Genomic DNA, 25,054 nt, shown 5'->3' with positions numbered 1-25,054 from the left:
CAGATTAAAAAGTCTCCTTTGCTGTTCATTCAAGGCAAGTGCCTAATGAATGCTTAGGAGATTTTTATTGTCAAAAATTTTTTCTAAAACCGTCAGATTACATCCTCTTTCGTGGCTACCAAGTAGAAGACCAAAAAAACTTTTAAGACAGGTTAAAAAGTCGGCTTTTTCTTTTGCCTGTGGATTTAGAAGGGATAAGCCTTCTAGAAAAGGAGGATCAAATATGGATCTAGAGAAACTGCCAAAAGCACTAAAGAACAAGAATATCTTTTGTTCATGGAAGTACGAGCAGCAAGAAAACGGTAGGCTCACTAAGCCGCCTTATAACCCCATAACAGGAAAGAAAGCAGCTACAGACAACTTAAGCGATTTTACCTCGCTTGATGCTGTCTTGAAAGTGAAAGGCCAATATGACGGGATTGGGATAAAGCTTGTTGATAATCTCTTAGGTATCGATTTAGACCACTGTATCGATAATGGAATCATTAAAGACTGGGCAAAAGAGATTATTTCCCATTTCAAGCACGCTTATATCGAATACAGTCCAAGTAAGCATGGCTTTCATATCTTGCTTCTGTTTAATGGCGCATACGATAAAACAGCTTATTACATCAAGCATGGGGATATTGAGGTTTACAGCGCTCTAGCTACGAATCGCTATCTAACAGTTACGGGCGATGTGTATCAGGAAGGCGAGCTTTTAGAAGACGATGCAGCCATAATGTGGCTTTTAGACACGTACATGAAGCGAAACATAAACACTCATGAAAAAGAAAATAACGTGTGTGCAAGCTCGTATTTAAGCGATACAGCTGTTATTGAAAAAGCTGGCAACGCCATAAATGGAGCTAAATTTACAGCACTTTGGCATGGTGACATTTCGGCTTACCCTTCTCATAGCGAAGCGGATGCCGCGCTTGTGTCTATTCTTGCCTTTTACTGTGGCGGTAACAAGGAGCAAATAGACCGACTTTTTCGTAAGTCTGCTTTATTCCGTCCTAAGTGGGATGAACACCGTGGCTCAGATACTTATGGCAATACAACCATTCAGAAAGCTGTTTCTAAATGTCATACGTTCTATGAGCCTTTCCATAATGCAAGTGCTGAGGAAGACTTTGATGATCTCTTATCTAAATTACAGGAACTAAAGCCTGATGAAAATATCCGATATCGCAACGGTGATTTAGGTAATGGCAGATTGTTTGCTGATATCTTCCAAAACATTCTGCACTATGTACCGGAGCGCAAGATGTGGTTCATCTTCGACGGTGTACGTTGGACTTGCGATATTGGAACGCTTAAAACGATGGAACTATGCAAAGATTTAGCTCTTTCTCTTATACGTTATGCTGGTGCCATTAAAGACGAGAGAACCCGTTCCATGCTTGTTGAGTATTGGAACAAATGGAGCAGCCGTCGTAACCGTGAGATTTATATCAAGGAAGCTCAAAGCGTTTACCCAATTTCGATGGAAGCGTTCGATAAGAACATTTATCTATTTAACTGCCAAAACGGAACTTTAGACCTTGAGCATGGTGTTTTTCGCAAGCACTTAGCAACAGATCTTATTACCAAAGTATCACCTGTGTTTTATGACCCGAAGGCAAGAAGTGAGCGTTTTAGCCGGTTCGTTGATGAAATTATGAGCGGAGATTGCGAGAAAACTTTGTATCTTCAAAAGTCATTAGGCTATGCGTTAAGCGGTGATACGCGCTATGAGTGCATGTTCTTTCTTTTTGGAGAAAGCACAAGAAACGGTAAAGGCACACTCATGGAAAGCGTTCTGTCTGTGATGGGCGATTATGGAAAAGCGGTACGCGCGGAAACCATTGCTCTAAAGAAGAACCCCAACAGCTCACAGCCGACCGAGGATGTAGCACGCCTTGCCGGTGTTCGCTTTGCCAATATATCTGAGCCAAGCCGAGGACTATTCCTTAATTCAGCCCAAGTTAAATACATGACAGGAAGTGATACCTTAAACGCTCGATTCCTGCATGAGAACAGCTTTGACTTTAAACCACAGTTCAAACTGTATGTGAACACTAATTATCTTCCTGTCATCAGCGATATGACAGTGTTTAGTAGCGACCGCATGCAGATTATTCCCTTTAACAGGCATTTTGAAGCGTGGGAACAGGATAAAACCTTAAAGGCGGAGTTCTCTAAAAAAGAGGTGCAAAGTGCCATTTTAAACTGGCTTCTTGAAGGCTTTACCAGCCTCCGAGATGAAGGCTTTAAGCCACCTAAGAGCGTCCTCGATGCCATTTTTAGTTATGCCCACGACAGCGACAAAATGGCACAGTTTGCTGAAGATGCACTCATTAAAGACCAAAGCTCTGAGATTCGAACGGCAGTTGTATACGACCACTACAAGAAGTGGTGCATTGATAACGGCTGTTTTTCTGAGAACAGCAGGAACTTCAATCAGGAATTAAGAAAATTTGCCGAGGTAGTAAGAAAGCGTCCCAAGACAGGCGGAGAAAAAACCACGCTTCTTAAAGGCTACAGGCTTAAAAGTGAGTTTAGCGATTTTTTTAAGTGGCAATTAGTGGCAGTTAATAACCTATATCCCCCTATAACCCTATAAGGCAATAACGAAATTTAACTGCCACATCATGCCACGTTTAAGGAGGTGGTGCCTATGATTGCGTAATTCGTATCGCAAACCTGTGTTGAACATGAAAGAGAAATACTATCATGCACAAATCAAAATACTGAAATGATTTCAGCTTTTTGACAACATTGAAGAAAGAAAACCTGCCTAGATACTGTGCTGTTGGAAATTTATTCGCATACTACTTTCTGAACCTAACCCCCTAGGGGGGTCAAATCTCTAAAGAGTACCCCTTCGGGAACGGGCGCAGGGTCTTGCGTACAAAAACAGCGAATTCAAAAGGGTAAATGGGCAAAATCAAGCAAATTACTGCAGCAATTGCAGAAAACAGTAATGAAAGGAACTAATGATTATGATTAACAGAGATATTGAAAAAGAAATGAAACTAGCAAGTCAGGACTACCACAGCACGTTTTGGAATGTACTGCGTAATGCAAGCGGTAATGCGAATACTATTGAAAGAAAGCTGCGCCACCGTTATACGGATGCCTATGATTTGCCGACTTCTTCTCTAGTAAAACTCGAAGCAAAGCTTGCAAACAAAAGTAATCTTAGAAAACTGTGTACAGTGGTAAAAGCACACTCGCAAGCGAGTAAATTGTTTATCTATGAAGCTTCACCGTTCACCAAATGGGTGAAAGATTATGACACAAGCATCATGACGCATATGCCTATTAAAGATGGCTTTAAGCGTATTGATGTAACGGATTATACCCTAGTTAACCTTATTCGTTTGGGTACGGATTTTACAGCTGATCTTGACTTTGATATCGAAGAGTTCATCACAAGCGAACTCACAAAGCAGTTCATATTGAGTGAGTCGGAAGCTTTTATAAATGGCGATGGGATAACTAAGCCGACAGGAATTTTATCAGATACATCAGGTGCTGAGGTTGCTGTGCAAGCAAAAGAGATTTCCGCAGATACCATCAAACGTTTATTCTTCTCGCTAGATAGTAAGTATCGAGAAAATGCCACGTGGCTTATGAATGATGAAACTGCTCTTTATCTTCAAACCTTAAAGGACACTACCGGAGCATACATCCTACCTGATTTTGATGGCAACTTAATGGGCAGACCTGTGGTCATTGACAAGGCCATGCCTTCTTATCAAAAGGGAGCAAAAGTTATCGCCTTTGGTGATTTTTCCAACTACTGGATTATCGAACGCCATAACCCAACCATCAAGGTTCTAAACGAAATATTTTCTCTTATAGACCAGATAGGTTACCTCTCTTTTGAATATTTGGATGGGAAACTGGTACATCCTGAAGCAATTAAAGTATTGCAACTTTCTTAAACAAGGAGGTCAAAATGCATGGATGAACAAATTAAGGATACACCGGTAAAAACCGAAGTGTTAAGAATCGGAAATACTGAATTTACGGTTCACTCTCTTGAAAGCAAGAGTGCTAAGAAAGGTGTCAAAGACCTAATCAAACACCTTATTTTAAGCAATTTAAACCATGCAATAGCAGCTAAATAACTTGATAAATTCTGAGTTATACGGGAATATATACTGACCGCTTGAAGGCTGTCGGAAAGGAGGAAAACAGATGAATAAACTAAATAGACAGCCTTCTTATACTCTAGATAATGTAGGCAAGATAACGGCACTTTACTGCCGTTTATCCAGAGACGATGAATTACAAGGTGACAGCAATTCCATTATCAATCAAAAGAGCATGCTGAAAAAGTATGCCGAGGATAATCATTTCAACAATCTTATGTTCTTTGTAGATGATGGCTACTCGGGTACTAATTTCCAGCGATCTGATTGGCTTAAATTAACTGCTCTCATTGACGAAGGAAAGATTGGAACCATTATCGTCAAGGACATGTCACGCTTGGGTAGAGATTATCTGCAAGTTGGTGTGTATACAGAGATGGTATTCCCTAACGCTGATATTCGCTTTATTGCAATAAATAACGGCGTAGATAGCAATAATCAGTCAGACAACGACATGACACCTTTCATCAACATCTTCAATGAGTTTTATGCTAAAGACACAAGCAGAAAAATAAAAGCTGTGTTTAAAGCAAAAGGACAAAGTGGGAAGCCGCTCTGCATCAATCCTCCTTACGGATATCTTAAGGATCCTGAAGATAAAAATCATTGGATTGTAGATGAAGAAGCTGCCAGTGTAGTGCGTGAAATCTTTAGACTCTGCGTTAATGGGTATGGGCCTAGCCAGATTGCAAATGAGCTAATCAAAAGGAATATTCCAACACCATCGGAGCATTTTTTCTCTCTTGGTATTAAAATTCCTTCCGCGAAATCAGAGATTAATGGAATGTGGAATCAAAAAACTATCTCTAATATGCTTGAAAAGCAAGAATATCTTGGACATACGGTCAATTTCAAAACAAGAAAGAAATCGTACAAGTGCAAGAAAACATTATTGAATCCCAAAGAAGACTGGCTAATTTTCAAAAACACACACGAAGCAATTATTGACCAGGAAACTTTTGACATAGTTCAACGTATAAGAGATGGTAGACGAGTGCGTGCCAATCTTGGAGAAATGCCAGTGTTATCAGGAATGCTATTTTGTGCGGATTGTGGTAACAAGCTTTATCAGGTTCGAGGAAAAGATTGGAGCCATGATAAAGAATACTTTGTCTGTGCTACCTATCGTAAGCAAAAAGGCAAATGCTCATCACATCAAATTAGAAATATTCAGATCGAAGCAATACTGCTTCACGAGCTTAGAACTATTACTTCATTTGCCAAACAGCACGAAGAAGAGTTCGTGGGACTTGTGATGAAGAAAAGCGAGAAAGAACTAACCCAAAAGTTAAAGTCCTCTAATAGGGAACTCGAGCAAGCAAAAGCAAGAATTAGCAAACTTGACACAATTGTTCAGCATCTCTATGAAGACAACTTAGACGGTAAAATTTCTGATGAACGATTTAAGAGCATGTCTGAGTCCTACGACAAGGAACAAGCTGAACTGAAAAGCAAGATTGAATCCCTTGAAGCCTTTATTTCTAAAGCGCAAGAGGAATGTCTCAACGTAGATTCTTTCTTGAAATTAGTACGACAATACACAGATATACAAGAACTTAATGCAGAGATCATTCGAACCTTTGTAGATAAGATTTATGTTGAAAAATCTGAAAAGGTAGCAGGTACAAGAACCAAGAAACAAACCATATGGATACAGTGGAATTACATAGGTGCAGTTGATATTCCACTCCATAAGTAAAATCGGCGTAGCCGGTAGTAATACCGATTACGCCGATAATTTTTTAGGAATTAAATCCCTAAGTGAACGCACCCAATGCAAGCTATTTTTGTATAGCTAGAAAGCTGAGTTACCCTTTATTTTTCCTTTACGGTCACCTTAATTCCATCACCAATTTCTTCAAATTTAGGATTTGTCAACCCCATATCACGACAATTTTTGAATAATCTAGGTATGCCAGTTCCCCAGCCTTCTGTAATTTTCAAGCACTTATTTTTGCTTTGGCATAACCAATTCTAAGCAACGAGAAATTAACGCACCCATTGCATCGTAGGTATAAGGCGCTGCTTTTGCATTCAAAGTCATACAAGACAGCTCTGTACAAGCCAAAATAACGTAATCAATACCTGAACGCCTTGCCTCAATGATGCGCTGTGACAATAACGGGAAATCGATACGGCCATGATTTTTCAATTCATAAATAAAGCCCATGAGCTCAGCTTGCAAGCTGTCACTGATTGGCACAATTTCAAAGCCATATTGCTCAGCATAACGTTCATACAAGCAGCCTTTACGTGTACCTTCTGTCCCGAAAATCTGCAACTTTTTAGCAGCTGAATTTAATTTGCGCACCTCGCTCAAAGCTAACTCAACCATATTCAAAATTGGTAAATTAGTCCGTTTTTCAAGTTCTGGCATAAAATAATGCAAAGTATTACATGGGAAACAAATATAGTCACAATTGGCAGCTTCTAGCAGCTTAAAATCAGCTTGGCATTGATTCAAAAGCTTTTCAGCCCCGCCGTGCAAGATAACATCCGTACGATCTGGCAAAGAGCAATCACTCCAAATTAGAACATCTGGGTGTTCCTGATCACTACGTGCCGTTAATTTTGCTTCATCTACTAATCGACTATAAAAAACAGCAGTTGCTAGTGGTCCCATACCACCTAAAACACCTAATCTTGGTCGTTTTGTCTCTATATCATCCATACACCTTACACCTTTCACTTAACGCTTATGGAAAAACTCTTGATACCACAACAGAAATACATAGGCCAAATAAAGCTGATGCTGATAATTGGCTTTACCTGTCTGATGCTTAGCCAGATAAGCTAACAGCACATCAGTTTGGAAAAACTCCTTAGCATCTTCAGTTGTGAACATTTCACGCAACAAATTCGCCCACTTGTCCTCACGCAACCAGTCTTTAAGTGGGACCATGAAGCCTAACTTTTCACGCTTTGCCCATTCATTTGGCAAATATTTACTTGAAGCTTTACGCAAAATATGTTTCGTTTCCAAGCACTTTATTCTCTGTTCCGGACTAATTTGTCGTGCTAACTGCCAAATTTTGACGTCCAAGAATGGCACACGCAATTCTAGCGAATGAGCTGAACTCATTTTATCTGCTTTCAACAAAATATCACCTGGCAGCCAATACTTAAGGTCTACTAGTTGCTTCTGATCTAACTCAGGTAAATTATCAATTTCAGCATAATAATCCTGTAAACCCGTCAAAGCCGAAACGCCTACTTGATATTCATGCTGCAACAAGCTCTTAGCTTCTTTGTCTGAGCAAATATTCATCTCGCCGATGAAATACTCCTTTGGCACCTGTCCAGCTCTAATAAGCGCTTTTTGGAGATGTGCATTTGGAACAAGCTTAGCCAACTTTGCATTAAAGCGACGCAAAGATAGCGGCAAGCATTGTTTATAAATTGAGGTATAGCTTGAATTACGATATGGCGCATATCCGGCAAATAGTTCATCTGCTCCCTCACCTGACAGAACAACTCGTACATATTCTTTAGCCAATTTAGCCAAGTGATACAGCGGCACAGCTGAGAAGTTGCCATGTGGCTCATCCATGTGATATTGCAATTTAGGCAAGATCGCAAAGCAATCTTCTGCCGTCAAATCTTTGTGGTGATGAATAATCCCAAATTGTTTGGACAACTTTTTGGCATAGTCAACTTCATTGAAGCCGCCGTTGCCATAACCAGCAAAACCAACACTAAAAGTATGTTTGGGCTGGCTCAAAGCTGTAATATAGCTTGAATCAACGCCACCAGATAGGAACGCACCAACTTCAACATCGCTCTGCAAGTGTAAATCGACAGAAGCTTTTAGCTCAGCTTGCAAGCTCTCAATCAAATCAGTCTCGCTTCGTTTATCTGTATAATCAAACGACAGATCAAAATACGAAGTTGATGGAAGTGGCGCTTTATCCTTGCCTTTAGCCAAATCACTTGCTTTCAGCAAGATATAATGACCTGGCAAAAGTTTGTACACACCTTCAAAGAAAGTACTCTCCCAAGCTGAATATTGGAAATTCAAATAAGGTAACAGCGCCGCTTTGTTCAGTTCCTTAATGAATGGCGGATAAGCTAAAAAGCTCTTAATTTCTGACGCAAAAACTAAACTATTATCCTCTGTATGACAAGAATAATACAAAGGCTTAATGCCGAATGGATCTCTTGCCAAAAATAATTCTCTTTTAAGCTCATCATAAATAGCAAACGCAAACATGCCCCTAAGCTTCGGGAGCAAATTCGGGCCATAGCAAGCATAACCGTGTACAAGCACTTCTGAATCGGTATGGCTCCTGAAATGATAGCCTTTCTCCTCAAGTTCGGCCCTTAAACTCTTATAATTGTAAATTTCGCCATTAAAAACTAAGCTATAACGATGGTCCTCCGAAAATAATGGTTGATTGCCCAAATCAGATAAATCGATAATGGTCAGGCGGCGAAACCCTAAACTCAAGCCTTGTGAGCAATACTGGCCTGCATCATTTGGTCCACGATGACCAATTAAAGTCATCATTTCTTTCAAAACTTTGCTAGCTTGCTCGTTAGCTACGCCAGCTTCCGTCAACTCAGATTGTAAATAGCCACAAACTCCACACATTACTTAAATTCCTAATTTCTTTCTAATTTTATTCCACACAAATTGCCAAGTCGGCAGCCAATCGTCTTTAGCAAAAATTGCTCTGACAAAAGTAATACCCTCTTCTTGTTGCTTCAAATGTTCCTTTGTCCACTGATTGCTCTTGTAGTATGCCCGTTTAGCCAAAAAGTCCTCATAGCCATACTTAAAGCCGATATGCAAATCTTCTTTTATTTCTAGCTCAGCTGGCGTTAAAGGTAAGCCAACTAAATCTTCATACGTTAAAAGCGGTACATTAATGCCGCAAGCGGCAATGCAAGCGTTAAAGTTTGTAATTCTGGCGTTAATCTCGATCAAATAGATTTTGCCATCACGATCGTCACGTTTGAACTCAATTTCAGCAAAGCCACGCCACTTGATGTCACTCAAAAATTTCTTGCCAACTTCGACTAATTCAGGAATATAGTGCTGATACATCAGGCAAGAAGCACCGAAATTAATCGGCCACTGTCTCAATTTACTACCTGTAAAGACGTGCTTTATCTCACTATTTTGTTGGACATACGCATCAAAGAGCAGCATGTTTTCATCATTGCCAACAATAATTTTCTGTACGCAGCAAGGTATCTTAGCAGCCTTAACTTTCTCAATTGCACTCTTCAGTTCTGTCTCGTTCTCGCAAACAAAAGACTTGCAACGGAAACGTGCGGTAAAAGCTGGTGAATCTATCGGTTTAACGATTAACGGATAAGCTAATTCGTTAGCTGCTTTTGTATACAAATTCTCATCGTCTACATCTAAAGTTGGCGGGAACAAACAATCATATTGTTTGGCCAGTGCATACAAACTGTCTTTCTCAACAACTTTCGTTGCCAATCCCTGCTCAGGTAAAGACATGAGATAGTAAGGCCGAAGCTCAGCTTGATATTTGTCCAAGAATAATAAGTAATTATCGTGGGTTGGAATGATAACTGGCTTAGCTGTTTGCTGTTTAGCATAGGAAATTAATTGTTCCACAACTTTCGCTGGTTCTTTTTTGTAATCACTCAACCACAGACGCTCATTAACATATTTAGAGCGCATACCATAACTTCTTCTATCATAATCTGCTGCAACTACAGTAACACCAGCTTTGCGAAAGCAACGAATTGTACCTAACCCAATGTAGTAGTTAGTTCCCAAAACGACGACCTTATTTTCTGCCAACAAAGCAATTTCCTCCTCGAACGTTTGCGCCACCACATCAAAGTTTCGCTTTCCATGCTATAATGGCGTCCAACACATAGAAGTGCAAAGTCAAATTAGTGTTAATAGTATATCACTGAAAGAAAGGATGTCATTTAATATTTATGCAACAAATCTCAAGCAATTTTTGGCAGAAAAGCTGGGCTCACAAGCAAATGGCTCACTACCTCAAGCGCCGCTATGGAGAAGATTTTACTAAACGTGCTTCAAAAATTAGCCCTTCCCTAGCTAAAATAATAAATTTATTTGCCCTTACCTGTAACTTAATTTTGTTTGTAAGCAAATTGATTTTTGCTTGGTTGACAGGTTCCATCGCCATCATGGTTGATGCTTTCAACAACTTATCTGATTTTATCGGCACAATCATTGCTTTTGTCGGTATGCAATTAGCCAATTTGCCACCTGACAAGGAACATCCTCACGGTCACGCTATCCTTGAACGTATCACGGCGCTTTTGGTAGGTCTACTTGTTCTGTTCATCGGTTGTACTTTCTTAAGAGCCTCTGTGCTTCGCTTGTTCCATCCTGAACCAGTTATTTTTAACCCTTACACCTTTATCATTCTCATCTTAGCTATTGCAATTAAATTGCTGATGCACATTGTCTATAAGATTAACGGTGAGTTTTTGCAATCGCAAACTTTCAAAGCCAATAGTATCGATACAATCGGTGATGTCTATATCACAAGTTGTACCATTATTTCATACGTATTTGCACCGTTTACATCTTTCCCTGTTGATGCTGTCGCTGCTTTGATCTTAGCCTGCATTGTTATCAAAAATGCTATTGTATTACTTAAAGAAACTGTCAGTATCCTCTTAGGTCAAGGTATCGATCCTGAAACTGAGAAAGAGCTCTGTGCCTTGCTTAAGACTTTACCAGAAATTAAGAGTTGGCACGATTTGCGTTACCACGAATATGGCAATATTAAAGTTGCTTCAATCGACTTAGAAGTTCCACGTGATTTAACGATTGCTGAAATTCATCCTAAGATCGATGCTCTAGAGCAAGAAATCCTCGAAAAATTAGGCATTAAGCTCTATACACACTTGGAGCCCCAACATAAAGCAAGTAGCTATTGTTGCCAAGATAAGCGATTAATTTGTTTAATCAACAATGCTTTGCAACATCTGCAGCCTAAGTCAAAGCTGCACGACTTTGAACTGGATCATGACAAGAAATTATTGCGTTTTGATATTGAATACTACGTCGTTTCACCTAATGAGCACTTCGATGCTGATTTAGTGAAAGAAAAGTTCAATAAGTTCTTCAAACGTGAATTAGAAGAAGCTAACTTAGATAATTTCTATGCTAGCTATGATTGGGTAATTGGTGTTTTCCCAAACTTCAACCATACAAGCCCAACTTTTGTACATAGCTAAGGCACTAGATTCTACATATATTAAATTCTAAGCAAGTATTAGACTCTAAGTTAAACATTAAAATTTAGCCTTACTTGTTATTTGGCAAGTATGGCTAAATTTAGATCTTATTATTCAGCTTTTGCTCAGCTTTCGTCCAGCTTAAATAAAGCGGCACTTAGAATAAATAAAATGCTTAAGCCCACAATTGAGGTGGATATACTTTATCAGCAATCAGCTCTTTAATCGCAGCCTGAACTTTTGGCTGGTCAGACTTGTATGTCAAACCAAACCACTGGTCACTACCTTTGAAGGCCTTAACAACGACATTCCCTAACTCTCTAGCCTCACCGATAGCCATTGGCAAATAGCACTCACCTTTTAGCGGATTTTTAGCTAAACTGTTTATTAAAAATTCTTTGACATAGTTTTCACACAAGGTAAAAATCGAATAGTCAAAGGCCCAAATATTCATCGACACTGGCGTATGTGGTGCTAACAAAGTCCATGTTTCACCATCATCTTCTGTATAGCCAATTAAACGCTCGCCATTTTCCATAGCTAACATAGCTTCTAATGAGCAACTATTTGCATCACAACCAGCTTGTTCTTTCGTAATATAGGCAATTTGGGTCCGCTCATGAATATCACTTAAATAGCCAGCTTCTGAAATAGCACAAACGCCACGCGAAACTGTCCCTTCTTCGCTCAAAGTCTTAGAGATTTCAAAGGCCACCATTGCATATTCAGCTTGGCCATTCACCTGCATATCTGTTTGGTCCAAATAATCAGCTAAAGTTTGGTAAGCTTGAATACCGTAATAATCGTCAGCATTTATAACAACCATTTTTTCGTCTGCCTTAACGCTCTTACGTGTGCAATAAAGAGCGTGAGCTGTGCCAAGCGGCTTAGTCCGTTCCGGATCAAGCTTTACGTCAACTGGCAAATCAGTCATATCTTGATAAGCATAGCGCACTTCAATATAAGGTCTAAGATGTCTCGCTATTCTTGCCTCGAATTCCTTTTCCATCTCACGTTTGATGATAAATACAACAGCTGTAAAGCCAGCTCGTTTAGCATCATAAACACTATAATCTAATAAAACTTCATTAAAATCATTTACGCCCTGTAATTGTTTTAAGCTACCAAAGCGAGTTGCTAATCCAGCAGCTAAGACGACTAAAACTTTCTTCGCCATATAATTCCCTTCCCTCAAAGTCAACTCAAACTAATTCAGTCTAAGCTAGCTATATACCTCTGTGCCATCTGTGCAGCTATGGCACCATCAGCGCAAGCAGTAACGACCTGCCTTAAATTCGTATTTCTGACATCGCCAGCTGCAAATACACCTGGCATTTTGCTCTGCATATTAAAATCAGTTACAACATAATTGTTTTTATCAAGTAAGTTTTGGCCGTTTGCATCTTGCAGATATTTGCTGTTAGCTAATTCACCAACCATCGCAAAGACACCATCAGCCGCCAAATCGACATATTCACCAGTCAAACGCTCCTTAAAGCGTAAACCACAAACGCTCTTTTCTCCATCTATCGCATCTGTCAACAAGACGCTGTCGGCTAACAAGTTGTAGTATAGTTTGACTTTTGGATTTTGCTTGACTCGCTCGACCTCAACAAAATCAGCCCTAGCTACATCTCGTCTTAAAACTTGTTTGACAGATTTAACATATCTGCTCAAATATGTACTAGCAGCAAACGCAGAATTACCGCCACCAATGACAATGACATCTTTATCTTTGTAGAAACGGCCATCGCAGACGGCGCAATAGCTGATACCATGGCCCCGCAAATCAAGTTCATAGTCTATGCCTAATTCACGCTCCTTAGTGCCGGTAGCAAAAATTATGCTCTTAGTCTGGTAAATCACACGTCTAGTTATAACCTGCTTAATTTCAGACTCCAAATTAGCCGTACCCTGCACGCTTTGCAACTTATAAGGCACATGCAAATCTGTAATCTGTTTGAGCATTTTGTCAGCCAAATCACTACCGCTTATTGCAGGCTCGCCTGGATAATTCTCCAACTGATCAATCGTAATTAATTTGCCGCCTAAGCTGCCTTGCTCCAAAGCCAAAACATTCAAGCCTGCTCTAGCTGCATAAATAGCAGCACTTAAGCCAGCTGGGCCAAGGCCAACGATAATCAGGTCGTAAATTGTGCCATCAACTTTCCTATCTGTTGCCATAATTTAATCCTATCTATAATCTAGGCAAATAGCCTGCTTTGCGCTGGCTATTTCTACCCTGCCAAACTAATTTAACTTAATCAGTTAAGCTATCTAAATCTAAAATTTGACTGCCTTTATGGTAATCAATATTATGTTCCGTCAATTTTTGAAGTACAAGCGTCTTTTCAGCCTGCCGTTTAACCTTCAATGTAGTGGTACTAATCATATCAGTCACTGAATAATAGACTGAGCGCAACTTCTTGAATGACGGCATGTTGGCGCACATTTCACTTGTTAAATTGGCCACTTGCGCACTTATATTCTCATTCGTCAACTTATTTTCCTTAATATATTCCGCATCAACTTGCAATCTAGCTAACAAAATAACTTCACCATCAGGCAAGCTTTCACCCCAAACCAAGGCATGCTTGATTAAATCATTATGCTCAAGCTGCTCTTCGAGTTCCTCAGGGAAGACTTTTTTGCCGTTATGCAAAACAATCATCGATTTGACGCGGCCTGTGATTTCCAGAACTTGCTTTTTAGGATCAAGATGTGCCACATCAAACGTTCTAAGCCAACCACTCTCTAAAAGCGTGTCTCTCGTAGCCTGTTCATCTTGATAATATCCAAGCATTGTGACATTTAGATCGCGTTCTTCTGGCTTACTATCCAAAGCAGGATAAGGATTAATTTTCACGAGAATTTCGCCATCTTCCCCTGCTTTTTCATTGTCGATGGCCATTGTTAAGCCACCTAAAGCTTGCCCAGAACTGCCTGCAACATTGTAGAAAGAGTTACAACCAGCGACAACCGGGGAGCACTCTGTTAGACCATAGCCTTGCAAAACATCGACACCTAATTCAGCAAAGAAATCAACTACCGCTTTATTAATTGGCGCTGCACCAGTGATACCGATAGCAAACTCGCCACCCATAGCCTCTAATACTGATTTGAACAATTTACGTCGAACATCGATGCCCAAAGCGCTTAATCCCTTGCTGAACTTTCTTAAAAGATTGAACAAGCCTAGCTTCTTGCGCTTACGCAGGGTGGTAAATATTTTCTTGTACAAAGCATCATAAACAGCTGGCACCCCAATTAACAGTTGCGGCCTATATTCAACCAAATTATTACTTAAGTAGCGCAAACCATCGCACATGTAAATCTGGCCACCTATAGCCAAAACACATTGCATACCACAGGTGTTTTCGAAGCAATGATGCAAAGGCAAAAGGCAGAGATGGCGCACATGTAAAGGCATCGATATAACACGCAAAAGGCCCGTTACATCACTGGTAATATTGTAGTGACTCAACATGACGGCTTTGCTGGTTGCCGTAGTACCTGAGGTGAACAAAAGTGATGCTAGGCTGTCTGGTCTTAAGTCTAAGTTCTTTAGCTTGTAGCCATTTTTTAGTAATTCTATGCCTGAAGCGATCAATTCATCCAAGCTAGTATAATCATACGTTCTAGCAGCTTCCAGCAAATTTGTCTGCTGCTTACTGTTTTCTCTAGCTAAAGACATATAGTACTTGTGCTTGAGGCAGGTAATTTTCTGAATATCTGCACCTAGCTTGCTCATGTAAGAAGCATCGCAGATCAAAGTATCAACATCTGCTCTTTTGAGAAGTGGTAACAATTCGCTCTCAGGTAAGAGTGGATCTAACGGTACGATCACGCCCAAATACATAACCGTGCTTAAATAGCTCAAACACCATGCATATGAATTGACGCCAACTACCGCTATTCTACGTTGCTTTAATTCTGTATCCTGAGCTTGTAAAGTTGCTGCTAGTGCTTGAATATCTTTTTCTGTTTCAGCATATGTTTTGTGGACAATCGTCTTATCGCGAGGATTTAAACGATATGAAAAAGCCGTCAAATCTGCATACTTAGCAAAAGCTTTACTATAAAGGTCAAACAAATTGAGCTCTGGATAATACTCTTTGTTGTAAATTTTCCCTTGGATAATTTCCATAAATTACTCCTTCGCAACCGAGCAAAACTATCTCCCACAAGCCCTATGCTTAATATTGGTGTTAACGTGTACGAGTAAGTTCAGAAATTATAACATTATCAGCGCCGCTTGCTTGCACTGCATAGCTCTTGTCCCGGCTGATAACTTGCAAATTAACTTGCGTTGGCTCAGATTTAGTTATTTCGGCACAAACTTTGTACAAATTCTTTGCCATTGTCTTCAATTCAGCTTCTTCAGGAACTGTTTTTACTACCACACGTAAACTGCTGATGTCATTGTTCAAAATGGCAACGCAATCACTAGTCGTCCGACCCTCTGCCAATAAATTAGGCTGCACTATTTCGCCCATTCTTGCTTGCAAGCTAACACTAACAGAACTAGCTTGAATGTATTTAGGTAATGTCAAAGCTACCAACAAAGAAACTGGCAAAATAACCAATCCGAGGGCTAACAATATCCGATTCTTCAAACTAACTTTTGGCACTTGGAGAAGATCGAATTTCATCATTTTGAGACGTGATACAGCTGACAAGCCATCATTCTTCTTCTCTTCCTTGCGCGCAATATTGTCGTAATTGTGCTTTGGTTTGACTGCCTTCTTGAGAGGAGAGTTGTCACCAACTTCCTGCCGCCAATAATTCATACGTTCTTCAAAAGGTGGCGCATCGCTGATTTTCTCGTTAGGGAACTTAGTAGTAGAGCCTGAATTAAGTAAATCAACAGCCGTCTTACTATCTGTCTTATCCCAACAAAAAATGCAACGTGCTTCGCTCTGGGCGGGATTTACCTGAATTAGCGAACCACAATTCTTGCAAAGGCCTTCAATATATGCCATTAATTAATCTCCTATTTTTGGGCATAACATACCCGTTTATAGCGCTTCAGCGTTTTTAATATTATAATAGTTGCATTAACTTAAAGCAAGAAATGAGGGCTTCCAGCCATGTCAAGCAATACAGATCAAACTAATTTTTGTGCCAAATTAGCCCCACTTTATGAGCCAGCGCTCGTTAAATTATACGGCAATGACCCAAACACACTCCAAGCATCTAAAGAACGTTACCAAGATTTATGTCAAGGCTATACTGCAACTTTTGATTTGGCTAACTTACAAAATGACAGTTTCTATTTTTTCAGCACCCCAGGCCGCAGCGAAATTATGGGTAATCACACAGATCACCAACACGGCCGTGTAATCTGTAGTGCCATCAGTCTGGATATAATCGCCCTAGTCAAGCCAATTTCTGAGCCTGTCATTCGTTTGAAATCGAAAGACTATAACAAAGTTGATGAAATTGACTTAAACGACTTAAATGTCCATGCCGATGAAATTGGCCACTCAGCTGCTTTAATTCGCGGTGTTTGTGCCAAATTGAAGGAGCTTGGCTATAAAGTTGGCGGTTTTGAATGTTATACAAGCGCCAATGTCCCAAGCGGTTCTGGCCTTTCTTCCTCAGCAGCTTTCGAAGTCATGATCATCAGTATCATCGACAAGCTCTATAATAATAATGTGATAAATCCGCTTTTGCGTGCCCAAATTGCCCAATATGCTGAAAATGTTTACTTCGATAAGCCTTGTGGTTTGATGGACCAATGTGGTTGCAGCTTCGGTGGCATGATCAAAATTGATTTTGCTAACAGCAAAGATGTCAACGTTGAGCAATTCAAAAATCCATTTGCAAACAGCGATTATCACTTAGTTATCAGTAAAGCTGGCGGTAGCCATGCCGATTTAACCAATGACTATGCCGATATTCCAGCTGAGATGCGGAGTGTTTCGCACTGCTTTGGCAAAAATGTCCTCCGGGAAGTTGCTGAAGCTGATTTTTGGCGTCGTTTATCTCAATTACGCAATCAAGTTAATGATCGTGCTTTGTTGCGTAGTATCCATTTCTTCTCTGAACAAGAAAGAGTGGAACACGCTGGCCAATGCCTAGCTAAAAACGATATTGCAGAATTCCTGAAGCTTGTGCAAGCTTCAGGCCAAAGTTCATGGCAGCTTCTGCAAAATATTTATAGCAATCAAAATCCACTTGAGCAGCCAATTAGCATTGCCCTAGCTGTTAGTGCGCATATTTTGAATGGCCAAGGTGCTTATCGTGTCCACGGTGGTGGCTTTGCCGGCACAATTCAAGCTTACGTTCCAGCTAATTTGCTAGCAGAATATAAGCAGACGATCGATGCTGTCTGCGGTGCAAATTCTGTGCTTGATTTACAAATTCGCCCGTACGGTGCTGTCTGCTTAGAAGATATTATTTGATGCCTATGGAATTAACTTTAGAGGCTAAGCAAAGGCTCTGTCAGGCCTACTTAAACTATCTTTCGCTTGTTGTCTGTCAACAGCAAGCTTGTGTAGCTTTTCAGCGCGGCGATACTCCAATCGGCGCACTCTTAATTAGTAATAAGACAGTTTCTGCATGGCAAGGAAGCTTAACTGCAAATCTAACGAAGGCTAATTGGCAAGCTATGCAAAGTTTCCTAGCCTTACCTGAATATCTGCGTTTGCAAGTTATCTGTACGTTGGCTTTGGAATGTTATGCAATTAGCAATAATTCTTGTGCGCAAGAAGCCTGGCTATTGTTGCAAAGCTATTTAAAGAAAGAGTCTCACTCTACTGAATCTATCGCATCTACTCAAGGCGCTGAGTCAGATGCAAGGTTACTAGATAGCCTCGATTTAGCGCTGTGCCGTAATTTGTTCGCTAGTTTCAGTCAATTAGATAAGTTTGAGCTAGCTAATCAACGTGAAAAAGAGCAGGCTGTTTTCGGGCATTGTGAGTGTTTAATTTTGGAAGCTGCGCAAGCTAAGCTAAAGACTAGACGCTTTAATAATTTCCGCCTCTATGTCAATTTAGAGCCCTGTTTGCTCTGTTCTTCAGCCATAATTACAGCTCAAGTTGGCGAATTATTCTATCTGCAAACTAATGCCAAGGCTGGTGCTGTTGAATCACAAATCAAGCTTCTAAGTTTGCCGTGGCTTAATCATCATGTTAAATTCACAAAACTAGATGCAAGCGTGTTAACGAGTATTACCAGTTTATGTTTGTGTGATTTCTTCCACAATCTAAGGCATGTAAATAAGCAAATGGGACAAGCTAAGAAACGCAAGGCACTCTATATGGAAAAGGATAAATTCAGTTTGCGTAAAGAAATGAAATAGTGTCCTTAATTATGTGAAGATGTGTGATGAATTAAGGGGGATAATTTATTGAACTTGGTCTCCCTTTTTTTCAGCTGGCGCATCACTTTATCCATAAGGCTCTTATAGCTATCTACAACATCATAAACAACATTATCGCCACTGATAGCCTTAAAGTGTTCTCTTGCGCAGTGAATCTTGGATTGCTCAATCAGACGAAGCTGCATAGATGACATGGATCCCTTGGTTTATGCTACGAAATAAATATGTTTCACCGTACCTTCATAGAATGCAAGCGCCCAGTCAGGGTTATACCTACCAACAGGTGTGGATATGTAAAATCCATCTGGCAACTTAACATAGACAGCGATGTCCTTATTAATATCAAGTTCGCTTGCAAAGTCACGCTCATTGGTAGAATCATAAACTATATGGTCATACAAATGATGCTTTACTTTCATTGCATTCACGCCGAGCTTACCTTTAATCGTAGGTTTGGTAAAAATATCTATTACAAGCCTTGGCTGCAGCTACTTGGCATTTTTGATGCTTGAATTGTAATATCATCGAACTTTTCATCTAGTATGTATTATCTATCAATATAAGATGAGGGAATGTTTTCTAATTTGGTAAACACTGTTTCCCCTATTTGGCCACGTTGAGACTGTCGTATTGATGTCAAAGGTCGATTAGGTGCGTGCATTTTAGGCTTGATTTATCAGGGCTTTTAGAGGGCTATCGTTAAAAGGTTTAAGGTGTGCTGTCTTTAGGTTGACTGCCGGTGGTTTTTAGGCGTGTTTTTGCAGTCTGTGGAAACTGGTCAACGGAAAAAGGTCGAGTGTACATGATAGATAACGTTAAAAGATGCACCCACTTGCACCCAGGGTGGTAAATGATAATTTGTCACTCTAGAAAACTCCTATTTTTCTTGCTAAATATGTGACGATGTGTTACACTTAATGACAAATAAAGGGAATGAAGTTCTCCCTAAGTAATATATTTACTTAAAACGCCTATTAAAGCTGATGACTTCTGCGATTAAATTAACGCAGATAGTGTCAGCTTTTTCTGCGTTTAAAGGAGGATTTTTATGTTGTTAAGTATTTCATTAATTCTTATCGTTGGTATGTCTATGGGCTGGATATGTCAGAAAATCAAACTGCCAAGTTTGCTCGGAATGCTGGCTGTTGGTATTATTCTGGGACCATATATGCTTCATTTATTGGACAGTAGCATTCTTGGAATATCGGCAGAGCTTCGAAAAATTGCACTTATTATTATTCTTACAAGAGCAGGTTTGGGTTTAGATATTTCAGGTCTTAAAAAACTTGGAAGGCCTGCTGTTTTAATGTGTTTTGTTCCTGCATCTTTTGAACTGGTAGGAATGATTCTGCTTGCACCAAAGTTTATGGGACTATCAGTCTTGGAAGCAGCTATTATGGGAGCTGTTCTTGCTGCGGTTTCTCCAGCAGTTGTAGTTCCAAGAATGGTCAGACTAATGGATAAGGGGTACGGAGTAAAAGAAGGAATCCCACAACTAATTCTTGCTGGTGCGTCAGTTGATGATGTCTATGTAATTGTTTTGTTTTCTACTTTTATTGGAATGATGCAAGGAGACGGGGTCTCGTTAATCAGTTTCGTTAATATTCCTGTTTCAATATTCTTGGGAATTGTAATAGGATTGTGGATTGGATTTCTGCTGGCATATTTCTTTAAGAAGATACATATCAGAGATACTTCAAAAGTGCTTATTATTCTTAGCATTTCATTACTGCTTGTGGTACTTGAAGATAAATTAACTACAGCAATCACATTTTCTGCCCTAATAGCAATTATGTTTATTGGAGTAGGATTACAAAAGAAAAGAGAAGTTGTTGCCAAAAGGCTTTCTGTAAAATATGGGAAATTATGGGTTGCTGCGGAAATATTCTTATTTGTATTGGTTGGTGCAACAGTCAATATTGGATATCTTGGAAAGGTTGGAGTAAAAGCGCTTATAGTGATAATAGGTGCATTGATGTTTAGAATGTTAGGTGTATTTATATGTCTGTTAGGTACGAACATCAAGGGAAAAGAAAGATTATTTATTATGATGGCATATACACCCAAAGCAACTGTGCAGGCCGCCATAGGAGGAGTACCGCTTGCTCTTGGATTTGCATGTGGTGATGCAGTGCTTACAGTGGCAGTACTTGCTATAGTACTTACTGCTCCACTTGGTGCGTTTGCAATAGATATATCATATAAAAAAATGTTGCAGAGAAATAGTGGGGTTAATTAGAAGTGTAGGTAGCAAAATTGTTATTTTCTTTACACACAGAACTCGATAAGTTCCAATTTGTCTACACCGCTTTAATCTTCTCATTTATCAATTCAATAAATGCTATCACAGTTGCTCCTATCATCGGAAGCCCATAAGGACTAAATAGAAAACCGATGACCAAGGCCCGATATACCTATTCCGACTTCTCCTTGAATGAAAGATGCTAACGCCCCAAATATGCAGAACACCATAACGATATACAGTAATGCTGTTCCTATACCAAGTAAGAATGTTAGAAAAGCAGTCAGAATTGATAAAACAAGACTAATCGAAAATAAGATAATTTTTAATATCCATCGCATACACTACCTCTTTTTCTCTTTGGTTTATGTGCTGCTTACAACCATTATTTTAGTCGATAGTGGCTCTAAGCAACACATAAACCATCAGTTTCTTCAGTTTTTAACTTTGGTAGAAGCTTCAAAACATTTGATTTTACTGAACTATTTGCCACTGTCATTATTATGATACGAAACCCTGCGGAGGGATCATATACTTCGATGTCATGCAGATCGGTATTATCTCCGACTAGTAGCCTGGCCATGATGGTAGCTATAGCGTGTGGTGTATAGTACTCTGCGTATTTAACGCCGCCTGCAGTATTGTAGTCTTTGATGAGATATTCAAAAATCGCAGCAAAAAAGTCATAATGCTCGTTAAATGCTGATTCAAAAGAGAAGTTAACAAGTTTGTCAACAAGGGCACGTGCAAACGGTGCACGCTGAGCCTCATCAGTAACGTATGGAGTGAGCTTTTCAAATAGCGGTATTTTTGTTTTCTCGGTAGTTTGTGTAGAGAAAATTTCTAAGTTATCGTTGGCGATAGATGTCATTGTTGAATCAAAAATAAGATCAAAATCACCTTTTGTCTGTTGATTCCACAGAATTGAAATGAGATGTTCAGGTCGTAAACTAGGAATATCCGGTGATAGTTCATCCAAAAGATCTGTTCTTTCATTTTCACTCATGGATGAATATGCAGTTTCCCATTCTTCTGCGTGTGCTATAACAGGGCTTAGTTTTTTAATTTCATAGCCGAACTTATCATTTAGGAATTTGTATAGGAACACTTGGGTGATGATTTTATATTCATTACCGTCATTACCTAATCCGTAAGATTAACAAGTAGCCTTGAGTTTATCAATTAGTTCTATAGTGTGTTCTTTAATTGTTTGATTCATACGTCCTCCATTAAACAGCAGCATATGTATCATTGTATTGGTTCATATATTGCCGCGAAATTTGTCTTTGAATAAACAGACGATCGTTATGATCTGTGCTGAAATTCAATTTATTTAAACTTGATGTTATTTGCGTCATAACGGTTTTTTCAAAATAAGCATCTTTTTTCAGGATGTCACTTTTGTCATAGACTTTATCATCGATGCTATTTTTTATGTTTGAAAGAAATATTACGATTTGCTCATCGTATGGTGCAACAATATCAGATTTACCTTCTTGGTGACGACTAGCATTTTCTTCTTTTATTCGTTTGTGTACACGCACAAACTTAACATCACCGTTATATTTAGTTCTAAGGGCATTGTTTTGCTTTTTTAGGACGAGCAATTTTTCATATATGTCATCCAAGGCTTTTGCTTCTGAATCATAGTCAGCTAAATCATCAATAATAAAACCATGTTCTCTAAAGCGTTGCATAAAAGCTTCTCGTAATGTTATATAAGTAGGATCATCCTGATCAATGTTAGTAGTAAAGGCTTGAATAGTTCTTTGCCATTTTTCTTTTAGTTCCTGTTCTGCACCAGTGGCTATTTTCATCTCCTCTGGTGTGCCTTTTAGTCTGAATTTGAATTCAATATCCAGCATAGCTTCATTAATTATATGGCGAGTTTCATCAGAAGTTGAAAAGGCTTCTTTTTGATTAATATTAGAAATGGCATGTTCCACTTCGGATAGCATCACCGGTAACTTTTCTATATTAAGTTGTTCCATTTGAGTTTTTAGCTCATCGTCTCCAAAAGTTCTGGCAATGTTAAAAGCTTCACGTATTGACAGCAAAGATTTACGAATCTCTATGAGATGATCTTTATCATCTATAGATGAAATCTGTGTAGAAAAAATTTCAGCATTATTCAAATCGAAATTAAATAAAACCTGTCGGGCTTTGTAAACGCCATTAAGTAAAGCTTGAGGATCTTCAATAACAGATTCAATTAAATTTTTACCGCCTATATCACCAGTTTCTTCGGGATTGTTGAATCTATTAAGTTCGTGCAGATAGGCTTGATTGGTTGCATCAAAATTATCTTTAATATTAGCAAAATCAACAACATAACCGTAGCGCATATCCTTTATATGGCCTGTTTACTCTGGTTAATGCCTGCAGTAAATTATTGTCTTTTAGGCGGCGTCCTAGATAAAGCCTTTTTAAACGTGGGGCATCAAAACCTGTTAGCAGCATATTAAAAACAATTAAAATATCAACAGTCATATTCTTTTTGAAATCTTTAACTGTTTGTTTGCGGGTTTCCTTATCGTCGGAATCAAATAAAATTAATCCTGCTCGCAAGCTGGAATTGCAAGACAGTGTCTTACTTAGTTCGCTTTGGATCTCATCAAAATAACTGAACATTTTTCTAGCTTGAGTGCTTGTTTCACAGATAATCATTGCACCTAGAGTCTGATCTCCTTCTTTAATGCGAAAACGATTAAAACCCGTGATAATGTACTGCAATAATTCTTTTACATATTTGTCGTGTTCAACTATTTCTGCCTTTGGTACTTCTTTTTTCTGAACAAGGTGCTCAATAGAATCGTAAATTTCAGATAGCTTATCACGATAAGCGGTTTCTATATCTTCACGTATGATTTTTAGCGTATATCCATCTTGAATTGACTTATCGTAGTAATAAGTGTGAATGTAATTACCGAAAACTTTCCATGAAGCCCGCTCTTTTTTTAGCAAAGGCGTTCCAGTTAAAGCAAGCTTTATAGAATCTTTATCGGCATCAAATAGATTTGCTAAAAAACTACCGGCCGGGTTATATCCACAATGGGCTTCATCTACAATAAAGATACGTTGTAAATTAGTGGCATATCCTGATAGATCTACCTTTGTTTGATCTTCAGCGAAGCGTTGAATATTAACAACAGTTATTTCACGGTTGCCTGAATTACCTTCAAGCGATTGTGTGGTACGAAATTGAGCCATCAATTCTGAGCGAGTATTTGTTGTTTTGACTTCAAGCCCTCGTGCTTTAAATTCATCGCTGGCTTGTTCAAGTAAATCTAGTCTATCCACAATAAAATAAAACTTAGCTACCTTATTATGTTTAGCAAAATAATCCGTCAATACGTCATTGAGATGATATGCTAGGGCAGTTTTACCGCTACCTTGTGTATGCCAAATAACACCAGATTTTATTCCTTTATGTATAGTTTCGCGGACTGCAAGTGCTGCAAACATTTGTTGATATCTCATGATGTGTTTTTGATCAGTTACTTCGGTTTTGCCGTCTACCTCTTTTTCGATATGTACATATGCTATGCCATAGTGAAGCAAAAATAAGAGACGCTCAGGAGAGCACATAGAAGTTAGTACACGGTTAGTTGGACTGTAGGTATCTTTATTCGTCTGATATTCTGGAGTAGTATGAATAACTTGCACATTAAAATCAGTGAGTATACGTTTTTCAACATCAAGATTTATTGCCTCATACGGGTAATCTGCGTTATATGGTGCTACCTTATCACCATGAGGATTATCTTCTCTAAACGTTGAAAATTTAGTGTTTTCTCTTGTACCGGTGCAATAAAATACACCTTGAATAGGTGTTATACCACCTTCAGCGTCATATTCCATATTGTTTGAAAATATCATCAGCTGAGTTATGTTTATAAACCTACGGAATTTACGGTTAGGGAAACGTTGCTGATTCATGCGCTTAGATTCAGCAACCATACCACCGATATTATGTGGTTTCTTAACCTCAACAAATGCAAGAGGTAGCCCGTTAATAAATAAAGTAATATCCGGTCTAAATTCATCTTGGCCATTTTTACATGTGAATTCTCCAGTGCAGTGGTAGACATTGTTTTCCGGATGATCAAAATCAATTAGACGGGTAGGAGAAACACTGATTAAGCGCTTATAAAAGCTTTTACC

The 25,054-nt window shown here is 39.1% G+C and carries 20 protein-coding genes, 1 pseudogene and 1 riboswitch; of the genes and pseudogenes, 8 read left to right on the top strand and 13 right to left on the bottom strand.

The genetic code is table 11. The features are described 5' to 3' along the window. Nucleotides 1–223: 223 nt before the first annotated feature. The 4 genes from PYS62_RS01785 (at nt 224) to PYS62_RS01770 (ending at nt 5,823) form a co-directional block, all read left to right on the top strand. On the top strand, nt 224–2,587 hold the full coding sequence (locus tag PYS62_RS01785) for a phage/plasmid primase, P4 family (RefSeq protein ID WP_066714830.1): 2,364 nt from the start codon (nt 224–226) through the stop codon (nt 2,585–2,587). A gap of 379 nt (nt 2,588–2,966) precedes the next feature. Further along, nucleotides 2,967–3,914: a phage major capsid protein gene (locus tag PYS62_RS01780; RefSeq protein ID WP_066714925.1), complete on the top strand. Its 948-nt coding sequence runs from the start codon at nt 2,967–2,969 to the stop codon at nt 3,912–3,914. Between the two features lie 18 nt (nt 3,915–3,932). Then, nucleotides 3,933–4,100 carry a hypothetical protein gene (locus tag PYS62_RS01775; RefSeq protein WP_315574129.1) on the top strand — a complete coding sequence of 56 codons (168 nt, stop codon included), beginning with the start codon at nt 3,933–3,935 and terminating at the stop codon, nt 4,098–4,100. Between the two features lie 70 nt (nt 4,101–4,170). Beyond that, the gene (locus PYS62_RS01770) at nt 4,171–5,823 is read left to right on the top strand and encodes a recombinase family protein (RefSeq protein WP_066714831.1); all 1,653 of its coding nucleotides are present in this window, start codon (nt 4,171–4,173) and stop codon (nt 5,821–5,823) included. Nucleotides 5,824–5,939: 116 nt separating this feature from the next. Here PYS62_RS01770 and PYS62_RS07460 read toward each other — a convergent pair whose 3' ends face one another. From PYS62_RS07460 to PYS62_RS01755, 4 genes are read right to left on the bottom strand one after another with little or no spacing between them, the layout of a single operon-like run. Further along, nucleotides 5,940–6,068 (bottom strand): ATP-binding protein, encoded by a 129-nt coding sequence (locus PYS62_RS07460; protein WP_156422996.1) that lies wholly within the window; start codon nt 6,066–6,068, stop codon nt 5,940–5,942. 4 nt (nt 6,069–6,072) lie between these two features. Next, nucleotides 6,073–6,795, bottom strand: coding sequence for an aspartate/glutamate racemase family protein (locus PYS62_RS01765; RefSeq protein WP_066714832.1), 723 nt, complete (start codon nt 6,793–6,795; stop codon nt 6,073–6,075). Between the two features lie 18 nt (nt 6,796–6,813). Beyond that, complete coding sequence (gene asnB, locus PYS62_RS01760) at nt 6,814–8,715, bottom strand: asparagine synthase (glutamine-hydrolyzing) (protein WP_066714833.1); 1,902 nt, start codon at nt 8,713–8,715, stop codon at nt 6,814–6,816. A gap of 3 nt (nt 8,716–8,718) precedes the next feature. Then, on the bottom strand, nt 8,719–9,903 hold the full coding sequence (locus tag PYS62_RS01755) for a carboxylate--amine ligase (protein WP_066714835.1): 1,185 nt from the start codon (nt 9,901–9,903) through the stop codon (nt 8,719–8,721). Between the two features lie 140 nt (nt 9,904–10,043). On the opposite strand from PYS62_RS01755, the gene PYS62_RS01750 reads away from it, so the two are divergent. Next, a complete protein-coding gene (locus PYS62_RS01750) occupies nt 10,044–11,321 on the top strand; it encodes a cation diffusion facilitator family transporter (protein WP_066714836.1) in 1,278 nt (425 codons plus the stop codon). A 175-nt stretch (nt 11,322–11,496) separates the two neighbouring features. Here the strand turns inward: PYS62_RS01750 and PYS62_RS01745 are convergent, their stop codons facing one another. The 4 genes from PYS62_RS01745 to PYS62_RS01730 form a co-directional block, all read right to left on the bottom strand. Continuing rightward, nucleotides 11,497–12,498 (bottom strand): sugar phosphate nucleotidyltransferase, encoded by a 1,002-nt coding sequence (locus PYS62_RS01745; protein WP_066714838.1) that lies wholly within the window; start codon nt 12,496–12,498, stop codon nt 11,497–11,499. A 35-nt stretch (nt 12,499–12,533) separates the two neighbouring features. Next, nucleotides 12,534–13,505 carry an NAD(P)/FAD-dependent oxidoreductase gene (locus PYS62_RS01740; RefSeq protein ID WP_066714842.1) on the bottom strand — a complete coding sequence of 324 codons (972 nt, stop codon included), beginning with the start codon at nt 13,503–13,505 and terminating at the stop codon, nt 12,534–12,536. Between the two features lie 76 nt (nt 13,506–13,581). After that, nucleotides 13,582–15,468 (bottom strand): AMP-binding protein, encoded by a 1,887-nt coding sequence (locus tag PYS62_RS01735; RefSeq protein WP_066714844.1) that lies wholly within the window; start codon nt 15,466–15,468, stop codon nt 13,582–13,584. Between the two features lie 61 nt (nt 15,469–15,529). Beyond that, entirely contained in the window at nt 15,530–16,303 is a 774-nt protein-coding gene (locus PYS62_RS01730) for a hypothetical protein (protein WP_066714846.1), read from the bottom strand. A 108-nt stretch (nt 16,304–16,411) separates the two neighbouring features. Here PYS62_RS01730 and PYS62_RS01725 point away from each other — a divergent pair, with 108 nt between their 5' ends. Continuing rightward, complete coding sequence (locus PYS62_RS01725) at nt 16,412–17,728, top strand: galactokinase (RefSeq protein WP_082714374.1); 1,317 nt, start codon at nt 16,412–16,414, stop codon at nt 17,726–17,728. Then, nucleotides 17,728–18,627: a deaminase gene (locus PYS62_RS01720; RefSeq protein WP_066714848.1), complete on the top strand. Its 900-nt coding sequence runs from the start codon at nt 17,728–17,730 to the stop codon at nt 18,625–18,627. The genes PYS62_RS01725 and PYS62_RS01720 overlap by 1 nt, the downstream gene beginning before the upstream one ends. 5 nt (nt 18,628–18,632) lie before the next feature. On the opposite strand, the pseudogene PYS62_RS01715 reads toward PYS62_RS01720, so the two are convergent. Continuing rightward, nucleotides 18,633–19,067 (bottom strand): annotated as a pseudogene (locus tag PYS62_RS01715) (restriction endonuclease). Nucleotides 19,068–19,568: 501 nt separating this feature from the next. Next, nucleotides 19,569–19,648: riboswitch (Fluoride riboswitch) on the top strand. 48 nt (nt 19,649–19,696) lie between these two features. Here PYS62_RS01715 and PYS62_RS01710 point away from each other — a divergent pair. Beyond that, nucleotides 19,697–20,887: a cation:proton antiporter gene (locus PYS62_RS01710; protein WP_066714856.1), complete on the top strand. Its 1,191-nt coding sequence runs from the start codon at nt 19,697–19,699 to the stop codon at nt 20,885–20,887. 61 nt (nt 20,888–20,948) lie between these two features. On the opposite strand, the gene PYS62_RS07525 is transcribed toward PYS62_RS01710, so the two are convergent. The 4 genes from PYS62_RS07525 to PYS62_RS01690 all read right to left on the bottom strand — a co-directional run bounded on the left by PYS62_RS07525 (nt 20,949) and on the right by PYS62_RS01690 (nt 25,006). After that, complete coding sequence (locus PYS62_RS07525; RefSeq protein WP_452038986.1) at nt 20,949–21,050, bottom strand: CD1845 family protein; 102 nt, start codon at nt 21,048–21,050, stop codon at nt 20,949–20,951. 246 nt (nt 21,051–21,296) lie between these two features. Further along, entirely contained in the window at nt 21,297–21,896 is a 600-nt protein-coding gene (locus PYS62_RS01700; protein ID WP_315574128.1) for an N-6 DNA methylase, read from the bottom strand. A 223-nt stretch (nt 21,897–22,119) separates the two neighbouring features. Next, entirely contained in the window at nt 22,120–23,235 is a 1,116-nt protein-coding gene (locus PYS62_RS01695) for an HsdR family type I site-specific deoxyribonuclease (protein ID WP_315574127.1), read from the bottom strand. After that, on the bottom strand, nt 23,213–25,006 hold the full coding sequence (locus PYS62_RS01690; protein WP_315574209.1) for a DEAD/DEAH box helicase family protein: 1,794 nt from the start codon (nt 25,004–25,006) through the stop codon (nt 23,213–23,215). Before PYS62_RS01690 ends, PYS62_RS01695 begins: the two co-directional genes overlap by 23 nt. Nucleotides 25,007–25,054: the final 48 nt, after the last annotated feature.

This window comes from Amygdalobacter nucleatus (genome assembly GCF_029167365.1).
Classification (GTDB): Bacteria; Bacillota; Clostridia; order Saccharofermentanales; family Fastidiosipilaceae; genus Amygdalobacter; species Amygdalobacter nucleatus.
This window is presented reverse-complemented; position numbering and strand designations above follow the sequence as displayed.

Coding starts and splice junctions, on each gene's coding strand:
- PYS62_RS01785 (WP_066714830.1), top strand. CDS start 224: ATGGATCTAGAGAAACTGCCAAAAGCACTAAAGAACAAGAATATCTTT.
- PYS62_RS01780 (WP_066714925.1), top strand. CDS start 2,967: ATGATTAACAGAGATATTGAAAAAGAAATGAAACTAGCAAGTCAGGAC.
- PYS62_RS01775 (WP_315574129.1), top strand. CDS start 3,933: ATGGATGAACAAATTAAGGATACACCGGTAAAAACCGAAGTGTTAAGA.
- PYS62_RS01770 (WP_066714831.1), top strand. CDS start 4,171: ATGAATAAACTAAATAGACAGCCTTCTTATACTCTAGATAATGTAGGC.
- PYS62_RS01765 (WP_066714832.1), bottom strand. CDS start 6,795: ATGGATGATATAGAGACAAAACGACCAAGATTAGGTGTTTTAGGTGGT.
- asnB (WP_066714833.1), bottom strand. CDS start 8,715: ATGTGTGGAGTTTGTGGCTATTTACAATCTGAGTTGACGGAAGCTGGC.
- PYS62_RS01750 (WP_066714836.1), top strand. CDS start 10,044: ATGCAACAAATCTCAAGCAATTTTTGGCAGAAAAGCTGGGCTCACAAG.
- PYS62_RS01745 (WP_066714838.1), bottom strand. CDS start 12,498: ATGGCGAAGAAAGTTTTAGTCGTCTTAGCTGCTGGATTAGCAACTCGC.
- PYS62_RS01740 (WP_066714842.1), bottom strand. CDS start 13,505: ATGGCAACAGATAGGAAAGTTGATGGCACAATTTACGACCTGATTATC.
- PYS62_RS01735 (WP_066714844.1), bottom strand. CDS start 15,468: ATGGAAATTATCCAAGGGAAAATTTACAACAAAGAGTATTATCCAGAG.
- PYS62_RS01730 (WP_066714846.1), bottom strand. CDS start 16,303: ATGGCATATATTGAAGGCCTTTGCAAGAATTGTGGTTCGCTAATTCAG.
- PYS62_RS01725 (WP_082714374.1), top strand. CDS start 16,412: ATGTCAAGCAATACAGATCAAACTAATTTTTGTGCCAAATTAGCCCCA.
- PYS62_RS01720 (WP_066714848.1), top strand. CDS start 17,728: ATGCCTATGGAATTAACTTTAGAGGCTAAGCAAAGGCTCTGTCAGGCC.
- PYS62_RS01710 (WP_066714856.1), top strand. CDS start 19,697: ATGTTGTTAAGTATTTCATTAATTCTTATCGTTGGTATGTCTATGGGC.
- PYS62_RS01700 (WP_315574128.1), bottom strand. CDS start 21,896: ATGAGTGAAAATGAAAGAACAGATCTTTTGGATGAACTATCACCGGAT.
- PYS62_RS01695 (WP_315574127.1), bottom strand. CDS start 23,235: ATGCGCTACGGTTATGTTGTTGATTTTGCTAATATTAAAGATAATTTT.